Below are 18,393 nucleotides of genomic sequence, written 5' to 3' on the forward strand. Positions count from 1 at the left end.
TTATATCTCATCCACAGAATGACCTGCCAACGCTTGTCGAATAGATGAATCCATTCGACGCGCTGCAAAATCCTGAGTTTGCTTATCCAGTAGTTTAATCGCGTTTTCAATGGCAACAGGATCTGTTCCCTCAACGCTCTCTATTAAGGTATCTACAACTTTGTCGATAGCGGTTTTCTCATCTTCATTTAATAGATGAGCATCTTCTTCTAATGCTGCGGTTAAACTTTCTAACACGCGAGCAGCTTCGACTTTTTGCTCGGCTAGACGACGAGCTTGTAAATCTTCTTGGGCATTTTCCATCGAAGATTGGATCATCTTAGCGATTTCAGTATCACTAAGACCATAAGAAGGCTTGACCTGTACGGAGGCTTCAACACCCGTTGATTTTTCCATCGCACTAACACTGAGTAAGCCATCAGCATCCACTTGGAATGTGACACGAATATGTGCGCCCCCCGCAGCCATTGGTGGAATTCCACGCAGTGTAAAACGAGCAAGAGAACGACAATCGCTCACCATTTCACGTTCACCTTGAACAACGTGAACACTCATTGCCGTTTGACCATCTTTGAATGTGGTAAATTCTTGTGCTCTGGCAACAGGAATAGTGGTATTGCGTGGGATCACTTTTTCAACTAATCCCCCCATGGTTTCAAGACCAAGAGAAAGTGGAATAACATCCAGCAATAGCATTTCGCTATCCGGTTTATTCCCCACCAAAATATCAGCTTGGATTGAAGCACCAATGGCAACCACTTTATCTGGATCGATAGAGGTTAAAGGTTCACGTTTAAAATAATCACCCACCATTTGACGAACTAATGGCACACGAGTTGAACCACCAACCATAACCACTTCTAGAACTTCATCTATTTCAACATCTGCATCTTTTAATGCGCGGCGAACAGATAATAGTGTACGTTTCACTAATGATTGAATTAATGATTCAAACTCAGCACGCGTGATCTCACCTTTCCATCCATTAATGTTGATATTCGCAACATCATTATCACTCAATGCAATTTTGGTTTCTGATGCAACATCCAGTAATTGACGTTGTAATACAGCATCTTTTTGATGTCCAAAACCAGCTCGTTCTCTTATCCAATCTGCCAGCATCATATCAAAATCATCGCCACCTAACGCGGTATCACCACCAGTGGCCAAGACTTCAAAAACGCCTTTAGTTAAACGAAGAACAGAGATATCAAAAGTACCACCACCTAAGTCATAAACAACGATAGTGCCTTCTTTTCCTGAATCTAGACCATAAGCAATAGCGGCTGCAGTGGGTTCGTTTAATAAACGTAAAACATGCAAACCAGCACGGCGAGCCGCTTCTTTTGTGCCTTGACGTTGAGCATCATCAAAATAAGCAGGTACGGTAACAACAACACCATCAAGTTCTCCACCTAATGATTGCGTTGCACGTTCAGCCAATGTTTTTAAAATGTCAGAAGAGACTTGAATAGGATCAACAATACCTGCGGCTGTTTTGATCAGCGGTAAACCATTATCATTTTCATGAAAATGATAAGGAAGGTTTGGATAACGGCTTGTCACATCACTCAGTGAGCGACCCACCATTCTTTTAATTGAGCTTATCGTGTTAGCAGGATCTTTTTCTGCTTCTTTTTTAGCATTCCAACCAACGTTGATATTATCAACTTGATACTGCACGACAGATGGCAATAAATAGCGACCTTCACTGTCAGAAAGCGCTTCGGCTTGCCCACTACGCACAGTGGCAACTAATGAGTGTGTCGTACCTAAATCAATACCCGCTGCAAGCCGGCGTTGGTGCGGTGCGGGCGTTTGACCGGGTTCACTAATTTGTAATAATGACATAACTATTTCCCTTAAAAACCATCAAACAAGCGTTCTTCAAGTTGCTCTACTTGCTCTTTTAATTTTGCGAGAAAACGTAATTTTCTCACATTATCTGCAGCAATATCCCAAGTTTGATTATCTAGCGTTTTGACCATTTCATCATGGCGTACTGCATACATTTTTTCTAAACGCGCAGAAAAATCGGCTAACAAACTTTCGGCTTCAGCACTGTGTTCGATGTTATCCAGCTCTTCACGTAATGTGAGTTGCTCCATTAAAAACGCCGTATCGTGCATCGTTTGTTGCTCATTAGCAATATCGATACCGTGCAATGAGAGCATGTATTCAGCTCTTGAGAGTGGATTTTTTAAGGTCTGATAAGCCTGATTGATGGTTGAAGCAAGCGAGATTGCTTGAGCCTGTTCTTTTTCAGACTGACCTGCAAAACGATCTGGGTGATATTGACGCTGCATATCTTGATAACGTGTCGCAAGTTGCTGTTTATCAATATCAAAACGATTAGGCATGCCTAATAGTGTGAAATAGTCCATACATCTACTCTTGGATTAATTAACGTTAATACTGTGTTTTAACATAAATTACACAGTGAAGCTTTCACCACAACCACATTCATTCGATACATTTGGGTTGTTAAATTTGAAGCCTTCGTTTAATCCTTCCTTGACGAAATCAAGCTCTGTTCCATCTAAATAGACCATGCTTTTACCATCAACGATAACTTTCACACCTTTGTCTTCAAAAACAGTATCTTCGTCATTGATGACATCAGCAAACTCAAGAACATAAGCCATTCCAGAACAACCGGATGTTCTTACGCCTAAACGCAAACCTTCACCTTTTCCACGGTTAGATAGGAAAGAGCGAACACGATTAGCCGCGGATTCTGTAAGGGAAATTGACATGGCACACCTCACTCATAAAGAACGAAAGCGGATACTGAAAAAAAGATTCAGCATCCGCCAATATTTTATTTTTTTATTATAAAAGACAATTACTTGCCTTGGCGTTTGCTTTTATAGTCTGCAATCGCTGCTTTTATGGCATCTTCTGCAAGAATTGAACAGTGAATTTTCACTGGTGGTAATTCTAATTCTTCTGCAATAGCGGTGTTCTTAATAGATTCGGCCTCATCTAATGTTTTGCCTTTCATCCATTCTGTTACCAATGAACTTGATGCAATTGCTGAACCACAACCATAAGTTTTAAAACGCGCATCTTCAATTACGCCATTATCATCAACTTTGATTTGCAGTTTCATAACATCACCACAAGCAGGTGCGCCAACCATACCACTCCCTACAGTAGGGTCATTATTATCAAATGATCCCACATTACGAGGGTTTTCATAATGATCAATTACTTTATCGCTATAAGCCATGATTTAACTCCTGAAAACGTCTGATTAATGGTGAGACCATTCGATACTGTTGATATCAACACCTTGTTTATGCATATCCCAAAGTGGAGAAAGATCACGTAAGCGACCAATTGCACTATGGATTTGTTCAATTGCATAATCTATTTCTTCTTCTGTGGTGAAACGACCCAGAGAGAAGCGAATAGAACTGTGTGCAAGTTCATCAGTTAAACCTAAAGCACGCAGTACATAAGAAGGTTCTAAACTTGCTGAAGTACAGGCAGAGCCTGAAGATACAGCAAGATCTTTCAGTGCCATCATTAATGATTCGCCTTCAACATAGTTGAAGCTCACATTAAGAATGTTTGGCGCAGTGTGTTCTAAAGAACCGTTGATATAAACTTCTTCGATATCTTTAATGCCATTCCATAAACGTAAACGTAATTCGTTTAAGCGTTTAGTTTCATCAGCCATTTCTTCTTTCAAAATACGGTAAGCTTCGCCCATACCTACAATTTGGTGAACGGCTAATGTACCTGAACGCATACCACGCTCATGTCCGCCACCATGCATTTGTGCTTCTAAACGAATGCGTGGCTTACGACGAACATAAAGTGCACCGATACCCATAGGACCGTAAACTTTATGCGCAGAAAGAGAAAGTAAATCAACTTTTAACTTAGAAAGATCAATCGGTAATTTACCCACGCTTTGTGTAGCGTCTACATGGTAAATAATCCCTTTGCTACGGCATAATTCACCGATCGCAGCAATATCTTGAACAACACCAATTTCGTTATTTACATGCATGATAGAAACTAAAATCGTGTCTTCACGCATCGCTTCTTCAAGCTCTTTCAGGTCAATCAGACCATCACTTTTTGGTGCTAAATAAGTGACTTCAAAACCTTCACGCTCAAGTTGACGACAAGTGTCTAAAATGGCTTTATGTTCGGTTTTTGAAGTGATGATGTGCTTACCTTTTTTTTGGTAAAAGTTAGCAACACCTTTTAGTGCGAGGTTATCAGCTTCAGTTGCGCCTGATGTGAATACAATTTCACGAGGATCTGCACCGATTAAATCAGCAATCTGATTACGTGCAATATCGATAGCTTCTTCGGCTTGCCAACCAAAACGGTGTGAACGAGAGGCTGGGTTACCAAAAATGCCATCAATAGTCAGGCATTGCATCATTTTTTCAGCAACTCGTGGATCAACAGGAGTGGTTGCTGAATAATCTAGATAAATGGGTAATTTCATTGCTCACTAACTCCAAAGACGACGGATCTTCTTTAATAATTTTGTTTTTGCTTACCTAGAGATCGCCGTTAAACTCGCATATTAACAATGGTTTCTTGTAAACGACCATTGATAGCATGGCGTTTTTCATTGTCTTGACGATCGGCGACATCCATAACCTCTTCGTTATTGACTAACTCTTCAAGGCTGATACTGCTTAGGAAACTGGTTATACGATCACTTAAATCACGCCACAAAGTATGAGTCAGGCAACGATCGCCTCCTTGACAACCTTCTTTGTTACCCTGACAACGGGTAGCATCAACGGATTCATCAACCGCAGAAATAACTTGAGCAACAAAAATTTGCCCCGCATCACGACCTAATAAATAGCCGCCACCAGGACCACGAACACTTGCGACTAATTCATTTTTGCGCAAACGTGAGAAAAGTTGCTCAAGATAAGAAAGGGAAATCCCTTGACGCTCTGAAATATCAGCGAGGGGGACAGGGCCTTGCTGTGAATGCAATGCAACATCAAGCATTGCAGTAACTGCGTAACGCCCTTTTGATGTCAGTCTCATAACAAATACTCCGTGGTGAACAATAATCAAATTGTGTCATTCCCGAGTAATTTAGTCAACTATTTATCCGAGTGTTTTAGTCAAGTATTATACTTGACCAAAAGTTGACTTAAGTTAATCAACTTTGCCCTCTATTTCTTAGCCCATTTCTCAACTGACGTCAGGATACCACGTAAGATATGAAGCTCTTGTGTTTCTGGGCGCGCACGCGTAAATAGACGGCGTAAACGGCTCATCACTTGTCCCGGATGTTTAGGACGAATAAAGCCAGATTCATTAAGCACCTGTTCTAAGTGAACGTAAAAACGTTCTATATCATCTGCTGGTGGATAATCAATCTCTGATGGACTATTTTCCTCTTGTTTTTCTTCTTGGGCAAGTGCTGCCATACGAATTTCATAACTAACAAGCTGAACAGCCATCGCTAAATTTAAAGAACCATATTCTGGATTAGTCGGAACATACAGATGAAAATCACATTTTTGTAATTCTTCATTGGTTAAACCGGTGCGTTCACGACCAAAAATAACAGCAACAGGCTTATTTTTAGCTTCCATGACACAGCGCTCACCACATTCACGAGGCGCGAGCATTGGCCAAGAGAGTGTACGGCTACGGGCACTTGTTCCTATGACTAAACCACAGCCTTCAATCGCTTCATCGATACTATTAACAATATGTGCATTGCCAATAACATCACTTGCACCTGCTGATAGGGCAATAGAATGTGAATCTGGTTTTTCTTTTGGATTAACAAAATAAAGATTGGTTAATCCCATGGTTTTCATAGCACGAGCTGTAGAGCCCATATTGCCTGTATGCGAGGTTTCTACAAGGATGATGCGAATATTTTCTAACATTGATTTCTTGTTAATTGCTTTGTGATCCATCTATTTTATCACAATTGTAGCCAGAAACACGAATGCCTGTTATACTCTGGCACGTTTTTTATCCCCGTTCTTTAACATCTTGTGGAAGATAACCATGCATCCGATGCTGAATATTGCCATACGTGCCGCACGTAAGGCTGGTAATTTAATCGCCAAAAATTACGAAAATCCTGAATCTGTAGAAACTAATCAGAAAGGTACCAATGATTTTGTCACTAACGTTGACCGTGACGCAGAACAAGCAATCATTGAAATCATCCGTAAATCTTATCCAAAACACACCATTATTACGGAAGAAAGTGGCGAGTTACTCGGTGAAGATCACGACATACAATGGGTTATTGATCCACTTGATGGCACCACTAACTTCATTAAACGTCTTCCACACTTCTCTGTTTCTATTGCTGTCCGCATTAAAGGCCGTACTGAAGTGGCCGTTGTTTACGATCCTATGCGTAACGAATTATTCTCAGCGGTTCGTGGTCAAGGCGCACAATTAAATGGTTATCGTCTGCGTGGCTCTAATGCCCGCGATTTAGACGGTGCTGTTCTTGCGACTGGTTTCCCATTCAAAAGCAAACAACATTCAGCTGCTTACATGAACATGTTAGGCAAACTGTTTGTACCTTGTGCTGATTTCCGTCGCACAGGTTCAGCAGCATTAGATTTAGCTTATGTTGCCGCTGGTCGTGTTGATGGTTTCTTTGAAATTGGCTTAAAACCTTGGGATTTCTTAGGTGGCGAATTAATCGCTCGTGAAGCTGGTGCTATCGTTTCTGACTTTACAGGTAACCATGGCTACCTACAAACAGGTAATATTGTTGCCGGTAACCCTCGTGTTGTCAGAGCATTATTAGCTGAAATTCGTAGCGAATTAACAGATGCATTAAAACGTTAATTTCGTTGATACGAATAAAAAATATAAAAAGAAAAGACCATAATATGATGGTCTTTTTTATTGCACTTTTTCTTATGTAGAACAAGTTAACTATTTTGAGGCTGTACTTTTGGTCTGATAAACATAGCCGGGATCGTTAATGCTGCCATTAACCAGAAGATCAACGATTCTTGATTAGGCAGTTTTTCATACAACCAGCCAGATATAATGGTCATAATCGCAATACTCCCCCCCATCGCTAAAGCTGAATACACGGCTTGCAGACGAATAATTTCGTGCTCTTGACGTGCGCTAATAAAGCGCATAGCGGCTAAGTGACACACGGTAAACGTACCACTATGTAAGATTTGGACAATAATAAGTGCGGGTAATGCGGTAAAACTCCCCATTAATCCCCAACGTAAAAGCCCAGCAAAAGCAGAAAGTAAGAGTAGATTTCTTGCGCTCCAACGGCGGAATAAACGATGGCTCAGCATAAAAACAACCACCTCTGAAACCACACCTAATGACCAAAGGTAGCCGATTGTTGCAGTATCATACCCTGCTTTTTCCCAATAAAGTGCGCTAAAACCATAATACGCTGCATGTGCACCTTGCAGTAAAGAGACACATAACAGAAAACGCCAAACAGGCCCATCTGAAATGAGTTTCATAAAGGACACATTACTGTGTTCTGCTTTTTTCACTTTACCCTGTGGCATTACTTTAGGGCGGAGCATAGATGTCAGGAATAGTGCAAAAGTACTGGCAATCAATCCATAAAGAATAATGGGATGCCCAAAAGCATCAATTAAAATACCCAGCAATGATGAGCTAATAATAAAAGCGATTGAACCCCAAACGCGAATTTTTCCATAATCAAAAGGAAACTGTTTTTGCCACGTTCCTGCTAGAGAATCCCCTAAAGGCACCATTGGCGAAAAGAAAACGTTAAATCCTGTCATCACGAAGAATAACCATGCCCAGTGGCTACCCATCATAAATGCAACAGTAAAAAGTAAGGAGAGAAAAGCAAATAATCTCAATGCAGTGATAAGTTTTGACGGATCCTTTACCGCAGGCGTTAAAATTAGGCTACCAACAAAACGTGCAGTTAAACCTACACCTAATAACAGACCTATCATTGCAGGATCAACACCCTCTCCTTTTAGCCATATGGACCAAAAAGGTAAAAAGATGCCGTATGAAAAGAAATAGGTAAAATAATCTAAGGCAAGCCACAATGTTGATGGAATAACCATCCAATCCCCCATTTTTAAGATGCAAAAAAACCCGCCAAGAACAAGTTCTCGAAGCGGGCTTGTACAACGGGTTTTATTATATCGTTACAGACTTATGCGTAAACTGGAAATTTAGCGCAGATATCCAAGACTTTTTGTTTCACTTTCTCAATGTTCGCTTCATCATTGATATTATCAAGGATATCACACATCCAACCGGCTAATTCACGAGCTTCCGCTTCTTTAAAACCACGACGTGTAATCGCTGGGGAACCGATACGAACACCAGAAGTGACAAATGGGCTACGTGGATCATTTGGTACGCTGTTTTTGTTAACAGTGATATTTGCACGACCCAGTGCAGCATCTGCATCCTTACCTGTAATATCTTTATCAACTAAATCTAATAAAAACAGGTGATTTTCAGTTCCGCCAGACACTACTTTATAACCGCGATCTAAGAAAACTTCTACCATTGCTTTTGAGTTTTTAGCAACTTGTTGCTGATAAACTTTAAATTCTGGCTCCATCGCTTCTTTTAATGCAACCGCTTTACCTGCAATAACATGCATTAAAGGGCCACCTTGAGAGCCAGGGAATACCGCAGAGTTCAGTTTTTTATAAAACTCTTCATCACCACCTTTAGCAAGGATAAGACCACCGCGTGGACCTGCTAAGGTTTTGTGGGTTGTTGTTGTAACAACATGCGCATGAGGAACTGGGTTAGGATAAACACCCGCTGCAACCATACCAGCTACGTGTGCCATATCAACAAATAAGAATGCACCAATGCTGTCTGCAATTTCACGCATTTTAGCCCAGTCAACCAGACCAGAATAAGCAGAGAACCCGCCGATGATCATTTTTGGTTGATGTTTTTTAGCTTGAATAGCGATATCTTCGTAATCAATTTTACCTGACTCATCAATACCATAAGGTACGATATTATACAGTTTACCAGAGAAGTTAACTGGTGAACCATGAGTTAAGTGACCGCCTTGCGCTAGGTTCATACCTAAAACAGTATCACCCGGTTTTAATAATGCCATATAGACAGCGGCATTCGCTTGAGAGCCTGAGTGAGGCTGTACGTTAGCGTAATCTGCACCAAATAATGCTTTTGCACGATCGATAGCCAGTTGCTCTACAACATCCACATACTCACAACCACCGTAGTAACGTTTACCCGGATAGCCTTCAGCATATTTATTTGTCAGCTGAGATCCCTGCGCCTGCATAACACGAGGGCTGGTATAGTTTTCAGAAGCAATAAGTTCGATGTGCTCTTCTTGACGAGTCACTTCACCTTCCATTGCATTCCATAATTCTGGATCGTAATCAGCAATATTCATTTCACGTTTTAACATTCACATCTCCTGACTCAGCTAACTTCACTAAAGACAAACTCCCATGCGGGAGAAAGAATGGCATACAGTGTAAACTCTTTTTCTTCATTGAGATAGCCCCTAATGAAAAAATACGCAATCGTTTGCCACCCAACTATAACAGCACATTATTACTTTTTAACAACCTCATTTTATCCTGTGCTTATTCCTCTTTTTGAGGCACATCTCGCCTTATTTTGCAAACACCCCGCATCATTCTCTAAGAATTGAGATTTTTTGTTAAAAAATAAAAACAGAGATTTACAAAATAATCAAAAAGAGATAAGTTGCATATAAAATACAATTTATAAAAATTCACAATAAACTGAAAATTTTTCAGGAGCAATTATGTTAGATGCACAAACTATCGCGACAATTAAATCAACCATTCCTCTTATTGCTAAAACAGGTCCAGCATTAACCGCTCATTTTTATGATCGAATGTTTTCTCGCCATCCAGAGTTAAAAGATATTTTCACCATGAGCCATCAAAGCAGTGGTGCACAACGTGAAGCCTTATTTAATGCGATATGCGCTTATGCGACAAACATTGAAAACTTAGCCACCATTTTGCCTGCCGTTGAAAAAATTGCACAAAAACACGTCAGTTTAAATATTCTTCCTGAACACTATCCTATTGTCGGTGAAAATTTATTAGCAACAATTGATGAAATGTTTAATCCTGGGCAAGAAGTGCTAGATGCGTGGGGAGCGGCTTATCAAGTATTGGCTGATGTCTTTATCAATCGCGAAGAGCAAATTTATCAACAAAAAGAACAAACAAACGGAGGTTGGAGAGGACTACGAAACTTCAAAGTTAAACATAAAGTAAAACAAAGTGATGTGATTACCAGTTTTGAATTAGAGCCTGAAGATGGGCTTGCTGTTACGCCTTATCAAGCAGGGCAATATTTAAGCCTTTATATCCGTGATGAACATCTTGAACACCAAGAAATACGTCAATATTCATTAACTCAATCTTCAAATAATAAAACCTATCGCATCGCAGTAAAACGCGAAGATAAAGGCATTCTATCGAATTTTCTTCATGACCATGTTCAAGAAGGTGATACTTTACAAGTCGCCGCACCAGGGGGCGATTTCTATTTAGATGTGTCACCAACAACACCCGTAACCTTAATTTCAGCAGGTGTGGGCTTAACGCCAATGCTATCCATGTTACACACGCTTTCAGGTCATCAAGCTAATATTAATTGGTTACATGCAGCCGAACATGGTGGAGTCCATGCTTTTAAAAATGAAGTTAATCAAGTCGGCACTCAACTTTCACACTATCAACAAGCAATATGGTATCGCACACCACGTTCTGAAGACGTGCAAAATAAAGATTATCAATTCGAAGGCTTAATGACATTAAAGCAAGTTGAAGATTGGTTAGCTATTCCTGATATGCATTTCTATTTTTGTGGCCCATTACCTTTTATGCAATCTGTTGCCAAGCAACTTATTGAATTAGGTATTAATAGTGAAAAACTTCATTATGAATGTTTTGGTCCTCATGCTGTTATTACACAAGATTTACAGTAGAAATACGTTCATGAGAGTCCAATTTTAAATTGAATAAAAAAGTGCTGATAGTGTTATATTTATCAGCGCTTTTATTAGTTATTTTACTGCCTTGTTATGATCGATATTTATTTTTAATCGCTGCGGGAATAACATGATCTTTAGCAGAAAAACCGTACCAAATAACACTAATTAAACAGAGCGTATAACCAAATAATTCACAGCCCTCTTCCACCATGTTTTTAACAGCCCGGTTATAATCCACGCCTAATAATTTATGCCAAAGTATTCCCATACCAAATAAACGTGAGAACAATAAAATACATAATAGGCCAGCAACTAACATTCCATGGCTTGGATGCGTAATAAAGTGAATTAAGCCTTTTAACGTTTTTTTACCTTCTCTAATCGCAATAGCGATACAAATAAACGTCACCGTTAGCGCAAACCAAACCCATGATCCGTGTGCAATCTGATCAAATACGCCATCTAACTCACGAATTAAAATACACAAGAAAAAGCCCATAATAAGCGTGAACGCTCCCCGTTGTTCACTTCCTTGGCATGCTTTAACAAAAAAGAATAAACAAATAATAGCAACGATAAATTCTTGGCCTAATTCAGTTACCGACGTTTCAGAAATACCATTATCGAGAACCAAAATATCAAGAAAAATAAATCCCGTAGTGATAGCGATTAACACTGCTGCACATAAAAATAAAGCGACACGCTTTAATAAATAAGTAAACACTATTTTGCCCATACCTTGATGATTTTTTAATATTGATAATAATAACTTTCCTTAAAAGTTATTAAATAACATTTTGTGCCTTAAAGTTTACAAAAAATAGTAAAATAAATTGTCTCGTATCATCAATAGACTTGTATAAGATATAAATAGCATCATAGGCAAAACATAAAAAAATTAATTATGCGCAAAAAAAAGAAAAAGCCCGATATTTTGATTAAAAAATATCGGGCTTTAATAAAACTGAAAAAGATAATTATTTGGCTTAAGTTAATTAATAACTAAATAGCCTCTTCGTCTTGTTCGCCAGTACGAATACGAATAACGCGACTCACATCAAAGACAAAAATCTTACCATCACCAATTTTACCTGTTTGTGCCGTTGTCATAATTGTATCTACACAAGTTTCAACAATTTCATCAGAGACAACAATTTCAATCTTCACTTTAGGTAAAAAATCGACCATGTATTCAGCACCGCGGTAAAGCTCAGTATGCCCTTTTTGGCGACCAAAGCCTTTCACTTCTGTTACGGTCATTCCCGTGATACCCACTTCTCCGAGCGCTTCTCTTACATCATCTAATTTAAACGGCTTAATTATCGCTTCAATTTTTTTCATCGTATTATCCTGCTATTACCAGTTGTGGCGACCAAAACCGCTTGTTATTGGGTATCTGCGATCTTTACCAAAATTACGACTTGTAATACGTGGCCCTACAGGGGCTTGACGTCGTTTGTATTCATTAATATCGACTAATTTTATCACTTTACGAACTGTTGCTTCATCAAATCCTGCTGCAACTAAATCAGATACAGATTTATCTTGCTCAACATAGCCTTCAAGAATAGCATCCAGAATGTCATAAGGAGGTAAGTTATCTTGGTCTGTTTGTCCCGGTGCCAGTTCTGCTGATGGTGGTCTATCAATAACTCGCTGAGGAATAGCAGGTGAAAGTGTATTACGATATTTAGAAAGCTCGAAAACTAACGTTTTAGGGACATCTTTTAGTACATCAAAACCACCTGCCATATCACCATACAATGTGGAATATCCCACTGCTGATTCACTTTTATTGCTTGTGGTTAACACTAAACGACGACGTTTATTCGACATTGCCATCAAAATAACAGCGCGACAACGTGCTTGTAGATTTTCTTCTGTGGTATCTGCGGCAGTATCTTTAAACATAGGTGCAAGCTGAGCCATAAAAGCATCAAACATGGGTTCAATAGAAACCGTGTCAAACTCAACACCTAATAAATCTGCTTGTTCTTTCGCGTCATGAATACTCATTTCTGAAGTATAACGAAATGGCATCATAACAGCTTGAACACTCTCTTTGCCTAAGGCATCAGCTGCAATAGCCACCGTTAATCCAGAGTCAATACCACCAGATAACCCTAAAATTGCCCCTTTAAAACCGTTTTTAATGACATAATCACGCGTTGCAAGCACTAATGCTTGATAAACTTGCGCTAAAGGTGAAAGTTCCGGAGCAGGATCTGCCATCGGAATAATATTCAATTCGTCAAATTCAACGATAGTGGTTTGTTCATCAAATGCAGCTAAACGATGCGTAATAGCACCACGTTCATCAAAGACTTTTGAACAACCATCGAATACTAACTCATCTTGACCACCAATTTGGTTAAGATAAATCACGGGAAGGTGTGTTCTTTGGCAATGTTCTTTAATTAGCTGTGTACGCACATGGGGTTTTTCACGGTTATAAGGTGATGCATTAATAGATAGAACGAGATCAGCACCCGCTTGTTTTAATGCATCGATAGGTTCATTAATCCAGATATCTTCACAAATTAACAAACCTAGGTGATAACCTTTAAATGGCACCACACAGCGCTCATTTCCTTGCTGGAAATAACGCTTCTCATCAAACACACCATAATTAGGTAATTGCTGTTTGAAATAACGCGCTTGTAATTCACCTTTATAGAAAAATGAAAGTGCGTTGTAAATTTTGCCGTTTTGCCACCAAGGATGTCCAACCACAATCGCCGTTTTTTTACTTGCTTGTTCTAAACGCGTAAGTTGTGTTTTACAACGCTGTTGGAAATCAGGTCGAAATAGCAGATCTTCAGGAGAGTAACCGCATAAAGCCAATTCAGAAAACATGACCAAATCGGCCTCTTCTTGTGCTTTAACGGTAGATAACATGCGTTCGCAGTTACCTTCAATATCACCAACAACCCAATTAAGTTGAGCCATGGCGAGTTTTAGTTTACGACTCATAAAAATTAGTCTCTCCGCTATCTTCCGCATAAAAGGAAAGTTAGTTTAAAAATATATTCGTTATCTGAAAAGGTTATTCTTTAAAATCATTCGCATCTAGCTCATGACGAGATAACAATTTATAAAACTCAGTTCGATTGCGCCCAGCCATACGAGCTGCTTGGGTCACATTGCCTTTTGTCATTTGCAAAAGCTTTCTCAAATAGGTCATTTCAAAGTGTCCTCTCGCTTCTGCAAATGTGGGCAGTGCCGTATTTTCACCTTGTAATGCCTGTGTTACAAGCGCTTCACTAATCACGGGTGCTGTTGTTAGCGCAACACATTGCTCAATAACGTTAACCAATTGACGTACATTGCCCGGCCAACTCGCTGTCATTAAGCACTTCATCGCATCAGTTGAAAAGCTTCGAACAAAAGGTTTATGCCGTTTAGCAGACTCTCTCAATAAATGATTAGCAAGAATAGGAATATCTTCTGCTCTCTCACTTAATGTCGGAATACGTAAATTAACCACATTTAAACGATAGAACAGATCTTCACGAAATTCATTACGTTCCATCGCTTTAGGTAAATCACGATGCGTTGCAGAAAGGATACGTACATCAATATCAATATCGCGATTACTGCCTAATGGGCGAACTTTTCGCTCTTGTAAAACACGTAATAACTTAACCTGCAATGCCATTGGCATATCGCCAATTTCATCTAAAAATAATGTGCCCCCTTCAGCGGCCTGAAATAGACCTTCACGACTACTCACTGCGCCTGTAAAAGCGCCTTTCGCATGACCAAATAATTCAGACTCTAGAAGTTGCTCAGGTAAGGCACCACAGTTAATGGCAATAAAAGGCTTTTTCGCTCTAGGGCTTGCGCGATGGATAGCTTGAGCAAGGACTTCTTTACCCGTACCACTTTGACCATTAATAAGGACACTAACATCTGATTGGGCGACTAGCTTTGCTTGCTCTAGTAAACGTAGCATTTGCGGGCTACGTGTCACGATATCTTTTGACCACTCTTCATCTGAAACAATAGTCACAAGCTCGAGTGCTTCATCAATCGCTTTATAAAGTGCGTCTCTATCAACAGGTTTGGTTAAAAAACTAAATACGCCTTGCTGCGTTGCAGCCACGGCATCAGGAATAGAGCCATGAGCCGTAAGAATGATAACTGGCATGCCCGGCTGCTGGCGTTGTATTTCAGCAAACAGCGCCATACCATCCATTTCATCCATTCGGAGATCGCTAATAACAAGATCTATTTTTTCTTTTAAGAGAAGTTTTAGTGCTTCTTGCCCACTTTCAGCGGTGAAGATATGAAAACCTTCACTTGTTAATCGCATACCAAGTAACTTTAATAACCCAGGATCGTCATCGACAAGTAAAAGATTTGCTGATTTATGGCCAGCCATGCACATTCTCCTTATTTAGAACCTGCTTCAGTCGGTTTTGAGCTTTGTGTGTCAGTATCAGTTTTGACTGGTTCTGGTTTTACCGTCTCAGATTTCATCGATTCGGCTTTCGTAGATTCTGGTTTTGAAAGCGCTGGTTTAACCGCTGTTGCAGAAGGTTGTTTTTCCTCACCCTTTGGTTTCTCTGTTATCGATTGCGTCGAAACGGGTTTTTCGGTGTTTTTTTCAACAACCGGTTTTTCGGTAGCGGGTTTCTCTGCATTTACTTTTTCTGTTTCCGCAGGTGTTGCTGTTGCGCTCTCGGTTAAATCTTCATTTTGTGATAGCGAATCAACAGAGCCACTCTGTTTTCTGTTCGATAACTGCCGTTCAATTTGGGTAAGGCTTTCAAGCTTTTTCAGGGTGATACTCAGTTCATGCTGTAACACATTATTCTCTTTTCTTAGCGCATCCATTCTATTATCTGTTTCTGTGGTTAAACGACGATAACGGTTCTTTTCTTCCGCTAAAGAGAGAATAAGCGTTTGGTTCTCAATCCATGTTGATAATAGAACTCGCATAGAACTTGGAAATTGTAATTTATAGCTTTCTAATAATACTAATTGTGTTCGACGATCGGCAATCGTCATTCCAGCACGCTCTAATAAAATACTTTTATAAAATGCATCATCCCAACCAGTGACGACAACACTACTTGCTTGCCGTTGTGCTTCTGTCGTCATTATGCGGTTTGTGCATTCAATGACACGTAACCAATAAAGCGCGTTATTGATCCCTTCATCATAAAATGAGCTTAATGTTTTACATTCAGCCCAACGATAATCAATCGTTTTTTGTTTAACAACGGGGGTTTCTTGCTCAGGCTCTTGTGTTTCAGTGAACGACTTTGGTGTACATCCTGAAAGAACCAGTGGAAATAGAATAAACAAGAAACACTGCTTCCAATTTAATGCGATTTTTCTAGTTGATGCAGGGGCCATAGATAACAATTCAATACCAAGCATCTTCTTATTTATTTTTTTATACTCATGATGAGGAGATGCTTGTTTTTGTGACCTGATTTGCATTATTTAATCTCAGAAAGTAGCGGTAATTCAATACGAAAACAGACATCGGCATAGTCAGAAGGGACAACACTTAATTCACCTTCCATTCTTTTGATACAGTCATGAGCAATACTTAAACCTAAACCACTTCCTTTTACTGCCCCTTTACGTAGCAAAGATCCTTGGAAAAAGGGTTCAAAAATCATTTTTTGTTCAGATTCAGGAATAGGTGTTCCTTTATTGGCTATATCAATAACTATTTTCTGTTCAACTTGATAACTAGAGATCCAGATATTACCTGATTCAGCACCATAGTGCACCGCATTCGAGTAGAGATTGTCGATAACTCGTGATAATAGCGTTGCTTCTGCTCGACATGTGGCTAGATTAAGTGAAATTATCGTTTTAATATCTTTTGCTCTCGCGGGTAAACTGTGGGCTAATACCACATCATTGACTAAATCAGTCAAGTTAATTTCTTCAATCTGTTGAGGGACTTCAGAAAGTTTACGATTGTAATCAAGCAGTTGTTCAATTAATAGCTGTAACTGCTTACTGCTATTATCAAGAATTGAAACGACTTCTTTTTGATCAAGAGTTAAAGGCCCTGCAACTTCATCAGCTAATAATTCTGTACCTTCTCGCATACTGGCTAGCGGTGTTTTTAATTCATGAGAGATATGACGCAAAAATTCATGTCGTTGTGATTCAAGCCATGCTAAACGCTCACTTAACCAAATAATACGTTGTGCTAATGAACGTAGTTCTCGTGGTCCTTGAAAAGTATCTAAATTATTACTGAGTGTTCGACCTTCACCTAATCGATTGATCATCTTTTCAATCCCTTTAACGGGACCAATAATCATTCGAGTAAATAGCGCAATGAGGATCAAGCTGAAAACAAAAACGATAAGACTTTGCCAACCGAAATAGCGCCCTTTCTCAGCGATTGCCATTTGGAGTTGTTCACCACGGCTAAAAATAATCTCTTTAGTCAAGACAACAATACGGTTATTGGCATAAGAGAACTGCTCTAAAGCTTGTTGCATCTCTTTTGTCGGTTCACTGCTTTCACATTGAATCGATTTCAGTTTTTCAAGTGAGGAATTAAGTACATCGGCTTCTTTCGAGGTAGAAAGCGGAATAATGGTTTGCTGTAATGTTGAGAAGAGTTTGGTGTACTGCTGATAGCGTTGCTGATACATATCAGCATCAGTTTTATCTCTTAAAACACAATATCGACGATAGTTTCCTTCCATTTCAATCGCTAGATTTCGCATCACTTCACTACGTTCGGTATCTGCAAGTGCATTTTTATTAGTAATAGCCGCCTGATTACTTAATTGATCAAGACTTTGATAAGCCTGATAAGCAAGCACAAGTAAAGGTAATAGCACCATCCAAAATGCCATTATCACGAGCTGTCTTAAAGAACGAGGGAAAATACGCCACTTTTTCAATGAAATCATCTCAACACCTATTAGAGTAATGCGATGCTACATGACTTGATAACAAGAAAAAAGTCCGACATTGGGAAAATCAGGTAAGAAAGTAAACACAAACGAGGAAATGTGACAAGCTCTAGAAGAGGGAGAGCGGAATATCTTATTGAGATATTCCGCTCGTCAATATTTCATCTCTTTTTTCTCTAAAAGAGAATGAAGGTGGTGCCTCACTCCACGTGTCGCCCTGTGTTTGATAAGATCCGAAGACGAATATCATGATGTTGGACGGTAGGCACCTTACTCTGGCGTCATTCCTGGCTTATGTGGTATGTTCCCACCCATATTGTGGACCGACATAAAAAGTTGAATGAGCAACTAAGCTATATAATGCACAAGGCGTGCCAACTTTTAAATCAATCACTTAACATATTGAAAAAAAACAAAAAATAAAAACGCTTCTCTACTATTTTATTTATCACTCTCTTTTATCTCGTTATAAAACAACCAAGCTGTCTCCATATCCAGACAGAGTTACCT

The 18,393-nt window shown here is 39.5% G+C and carries 17 protein-coding genes; 2 read left to right on the forward strand and 15 right to left on the reverse strand.

Going from position 1 to position 18,393, the window contains the following annotated elements; translation table 11 throughout:
• The 7 genes from hscA to trmJ all read right to left on the reverse strand — a co-directional run bounded on the left by hscA (position 1) and on the right by trmJ (position 5,894).
• Positions 1-1,851 (reverse strand): Fe-S protein assembly chaperone HscA, encoded by a 1,851-nt coding sequence (gene hscA, locus B6258_RS00500; RefSeq protein WP_099073655.1) that lies wholly within the window; start codon positions 1,849-1,851, stop codon positions 1-3.
• An 11-nt stretch (positions 1,852-1,862) separates the two neighbouring features.
• Positions 1,863-2,384, reverse strand: coding sequence for a co-chaperone HscB (hscB, locus tag B6258_RS00505; protein WP_099073656.1), 522 nt, complete (start codon positions 2,382-2,384; stop codon positions 1,863-1,865).
• Positions 2,385-2,432: 48 nt separating this feature from the next.
• Positions 2,433-2,756, reverse strand: a complete 324-nt coding sequence (gene iscA, locus B6258_RS00510; protein WP_006533446.1) for an iron-sulfur cluster assembly protein IscA — start codon at positions 2,754-2,756, stop codon at positions 2,433-2,435.
• Between the two features lie 89 nt (positions 2,757-2,845).
• Positions 2,846-3,232 (reverse strand): Fe-S cluster assembly scaffold IscU, encoded by a 387-nt coding sequence (iscU, locus tag B6258_RS00515; RefSeq protein ID WP_023581622.1) that lies wholly within the window; start codon positions 3,230-3,232, stop codon positions 2,846-2,848.
• Between the two features lie 24 nt (positions 3,233-3,256).
• Positions 3,257-4,471: an IscS subfamily cysteine desulfurase gene (locus tag B6258_RS00520; protein WP_072063243.1), complete on the reverse strand. Its 1,215-nt coding sequence runs from the start codon at positions 4,469-4,471 to the stop codon at positions 3,257-3,259.
• Between the two features lie 68 nt (positions 4,472-4,539).
• On the reverse strand, positions 4,540-5,034 hold the full coding sequence (gene iscR / locus B6258_RS00525) for a Fe-S cluster assembly transcriptional regulator IscR (RefSeq protein WP_006533450.1): 495 nt from the start codon (positions 5,032-5,034) through the stop codon (positions 4,540-4,542).
• Between the two features lie 131 nt (positions 5,035-5,165).
• Positions 5,166-5,894 (reverse strand): tRNA (cytosine(32)/uridine(32)-2'-O)-methyltransferase TrmJ, encoded by a 729-nt coding sequence (trmJ, locus tag B6258_RS00530; protein ID WP_088495051.1) that lies wholly within the window; start codon positions 5,892-5,894, stop codon positions 5,166-5,168.
• 124 nt (positions 5,895-6,018) lie between these two features.
• Here trmJ and suhB point away from each other — a divergent pair, with 124 nt between their 5' ends.
• Complete coding sequence (suhB, locus tag B6258_RS00535) at positions 6,019-6,822, forward strand: inositol-1-monophosphatase (RefSeq protein ID WP_023581619.1); 804 nt, start codon at positions 6,019-6,021, stop codon at positions 6,820-6,822.
• Between the two features lie 86 nt (positions 6,823-6,908).
• Here suhB and B6258_RS00540 read toward each other — a convergent pair whose 3' ends face one another.
• Positions 6,909-8,063 (reverse strand): 3-phenylpropionate MFS transporter, encoded by a 1,155-nt coding sequence (locus B6258_RS00540; protein ID WP_164996113.1) that lies wholly within the window; start codon positions 8,061-8,063, stop codon positions 6,909-6,911.
• A 92-nt stretch (positions 8,064-8,155) separates the two neighbouring features.
• On the reverse strand, positions 8,156-9,409 hold the full coding sequence (glyA, locus tag B6258_RS00545; RefSeq protein WP_099073658.1) for a serine hydroxymethyltransferase: 1,254 nt from the start codon (positions 9,407-9,409) through the stop codon (positions 8,156-8,158).
• 366 nt (positions 9,410-9,775) lie between these two features.
• Here glyA and hmpA point away from each other — a divergent pair, with 366 nt between their 5' ends.
• On the forward strand, positions 9,776-10,975 hold the full coding sequence (hmpA, locus tag B6258_RS00550) for an NO-inducible flavohemoprotein (protein WP_099073659.1): 1,200 nt from the start codon (positions 9,776-9,778) through the stop codon (positions 10,973-10,975).
• 94 nt (positions 10,976-11,069) lie between these two features.
• On the opposite strand, the gene B6258_RS00555 is transcribed toward hmpA, so the two are convergent.
• The 6 genes from B6258_RS00555 to B6258_RS00580 form a co-directional block, all read right to left on the reverse strand.
• Positions 11,070-11,717, reverse strand: a complete 648-nt coding sequence (locus tag B6258_RS00555; RefSeq protein ID WP_099073660.1) for a hypothetical protein — start codon at positions 11,715-11,717, stop codon at positions 11,070-11,072.
• 266 nt (positions 11,718-11,983) lie between these two features.
• Positions 11,984-12,322, reverse strand: a complete 339-nt coding sequence (gene glnB, locus B6258_RS00560; protein ID WP_023581614.1) for a nitrogen regulatory protein P-II — start codon at positions 12,320-12,322, stop codon at positions 11,984-11,986.
• A 15-nt stretch (positions 12,323-12,337) separates the two neighbouring features.
• Positions 12,338-13,954, reverse strand: coding sequence for an NAD+ synthase (locus B6258_RS00565; RefSeq protein WP_099073661.1), 1,617 nt, complete (start codon positions 13,952-13,954; stop codon positions 12,338-12,340).
• 73 nt (positions 13,955-14,027) lie between these two features.
• On the reverse strand, positions 14,028-15,365 hold the full coding sequence (glrR, locus tag B6258_RS00570) for a two-component system response regulator GlrR (RefSeq protein WP_023581612.1): 1,338 nt from the start codon (positions 15,363-15,365) through the stop codon (positions 14,028-14,030).
• Positions 15,366-15,376: 11 nt separating this feature from the next.
• The gene (qseG, locus tag B6258_RS00575) at positions 15,377-16,432 is read right to left on the reverse strand and encodes a two-component system QseEF-associated lipoprotein QseG (RefSeq protein WP_240531498.1); all 1,056 of its coding nucleotides are present in this window, start codon (positions 16,430-16,432) and stop codon (positions 15,377-15,379) included.
• Positions 16,432-17,880: a sensor histidine kinase gene (locus B6258_RS00580; protein ID WP_099073662.1), complete on the reverse strand. Its 1,449-nt coding sequence runs from the start codon at positions 17,878-17,880 to the stop codon at positions 16,432-16,434. Before B6258_RS00580 ends, qseG begins: the two co-directional genes overlap by 1 nt.
• Between the last annotated feature and the right edge of the window lie 513 nt (positions 17,881-18,393).

Source organism: Proteus alimentorum (assembly GCF_002607735.1).
Taxonomy (GTDB): Bacteria; Pseudomonadota; Gammaproteobacteria; order Enterobacterales; family Enterobacteriaceae; genus Proteus; species Proteus alimentorum.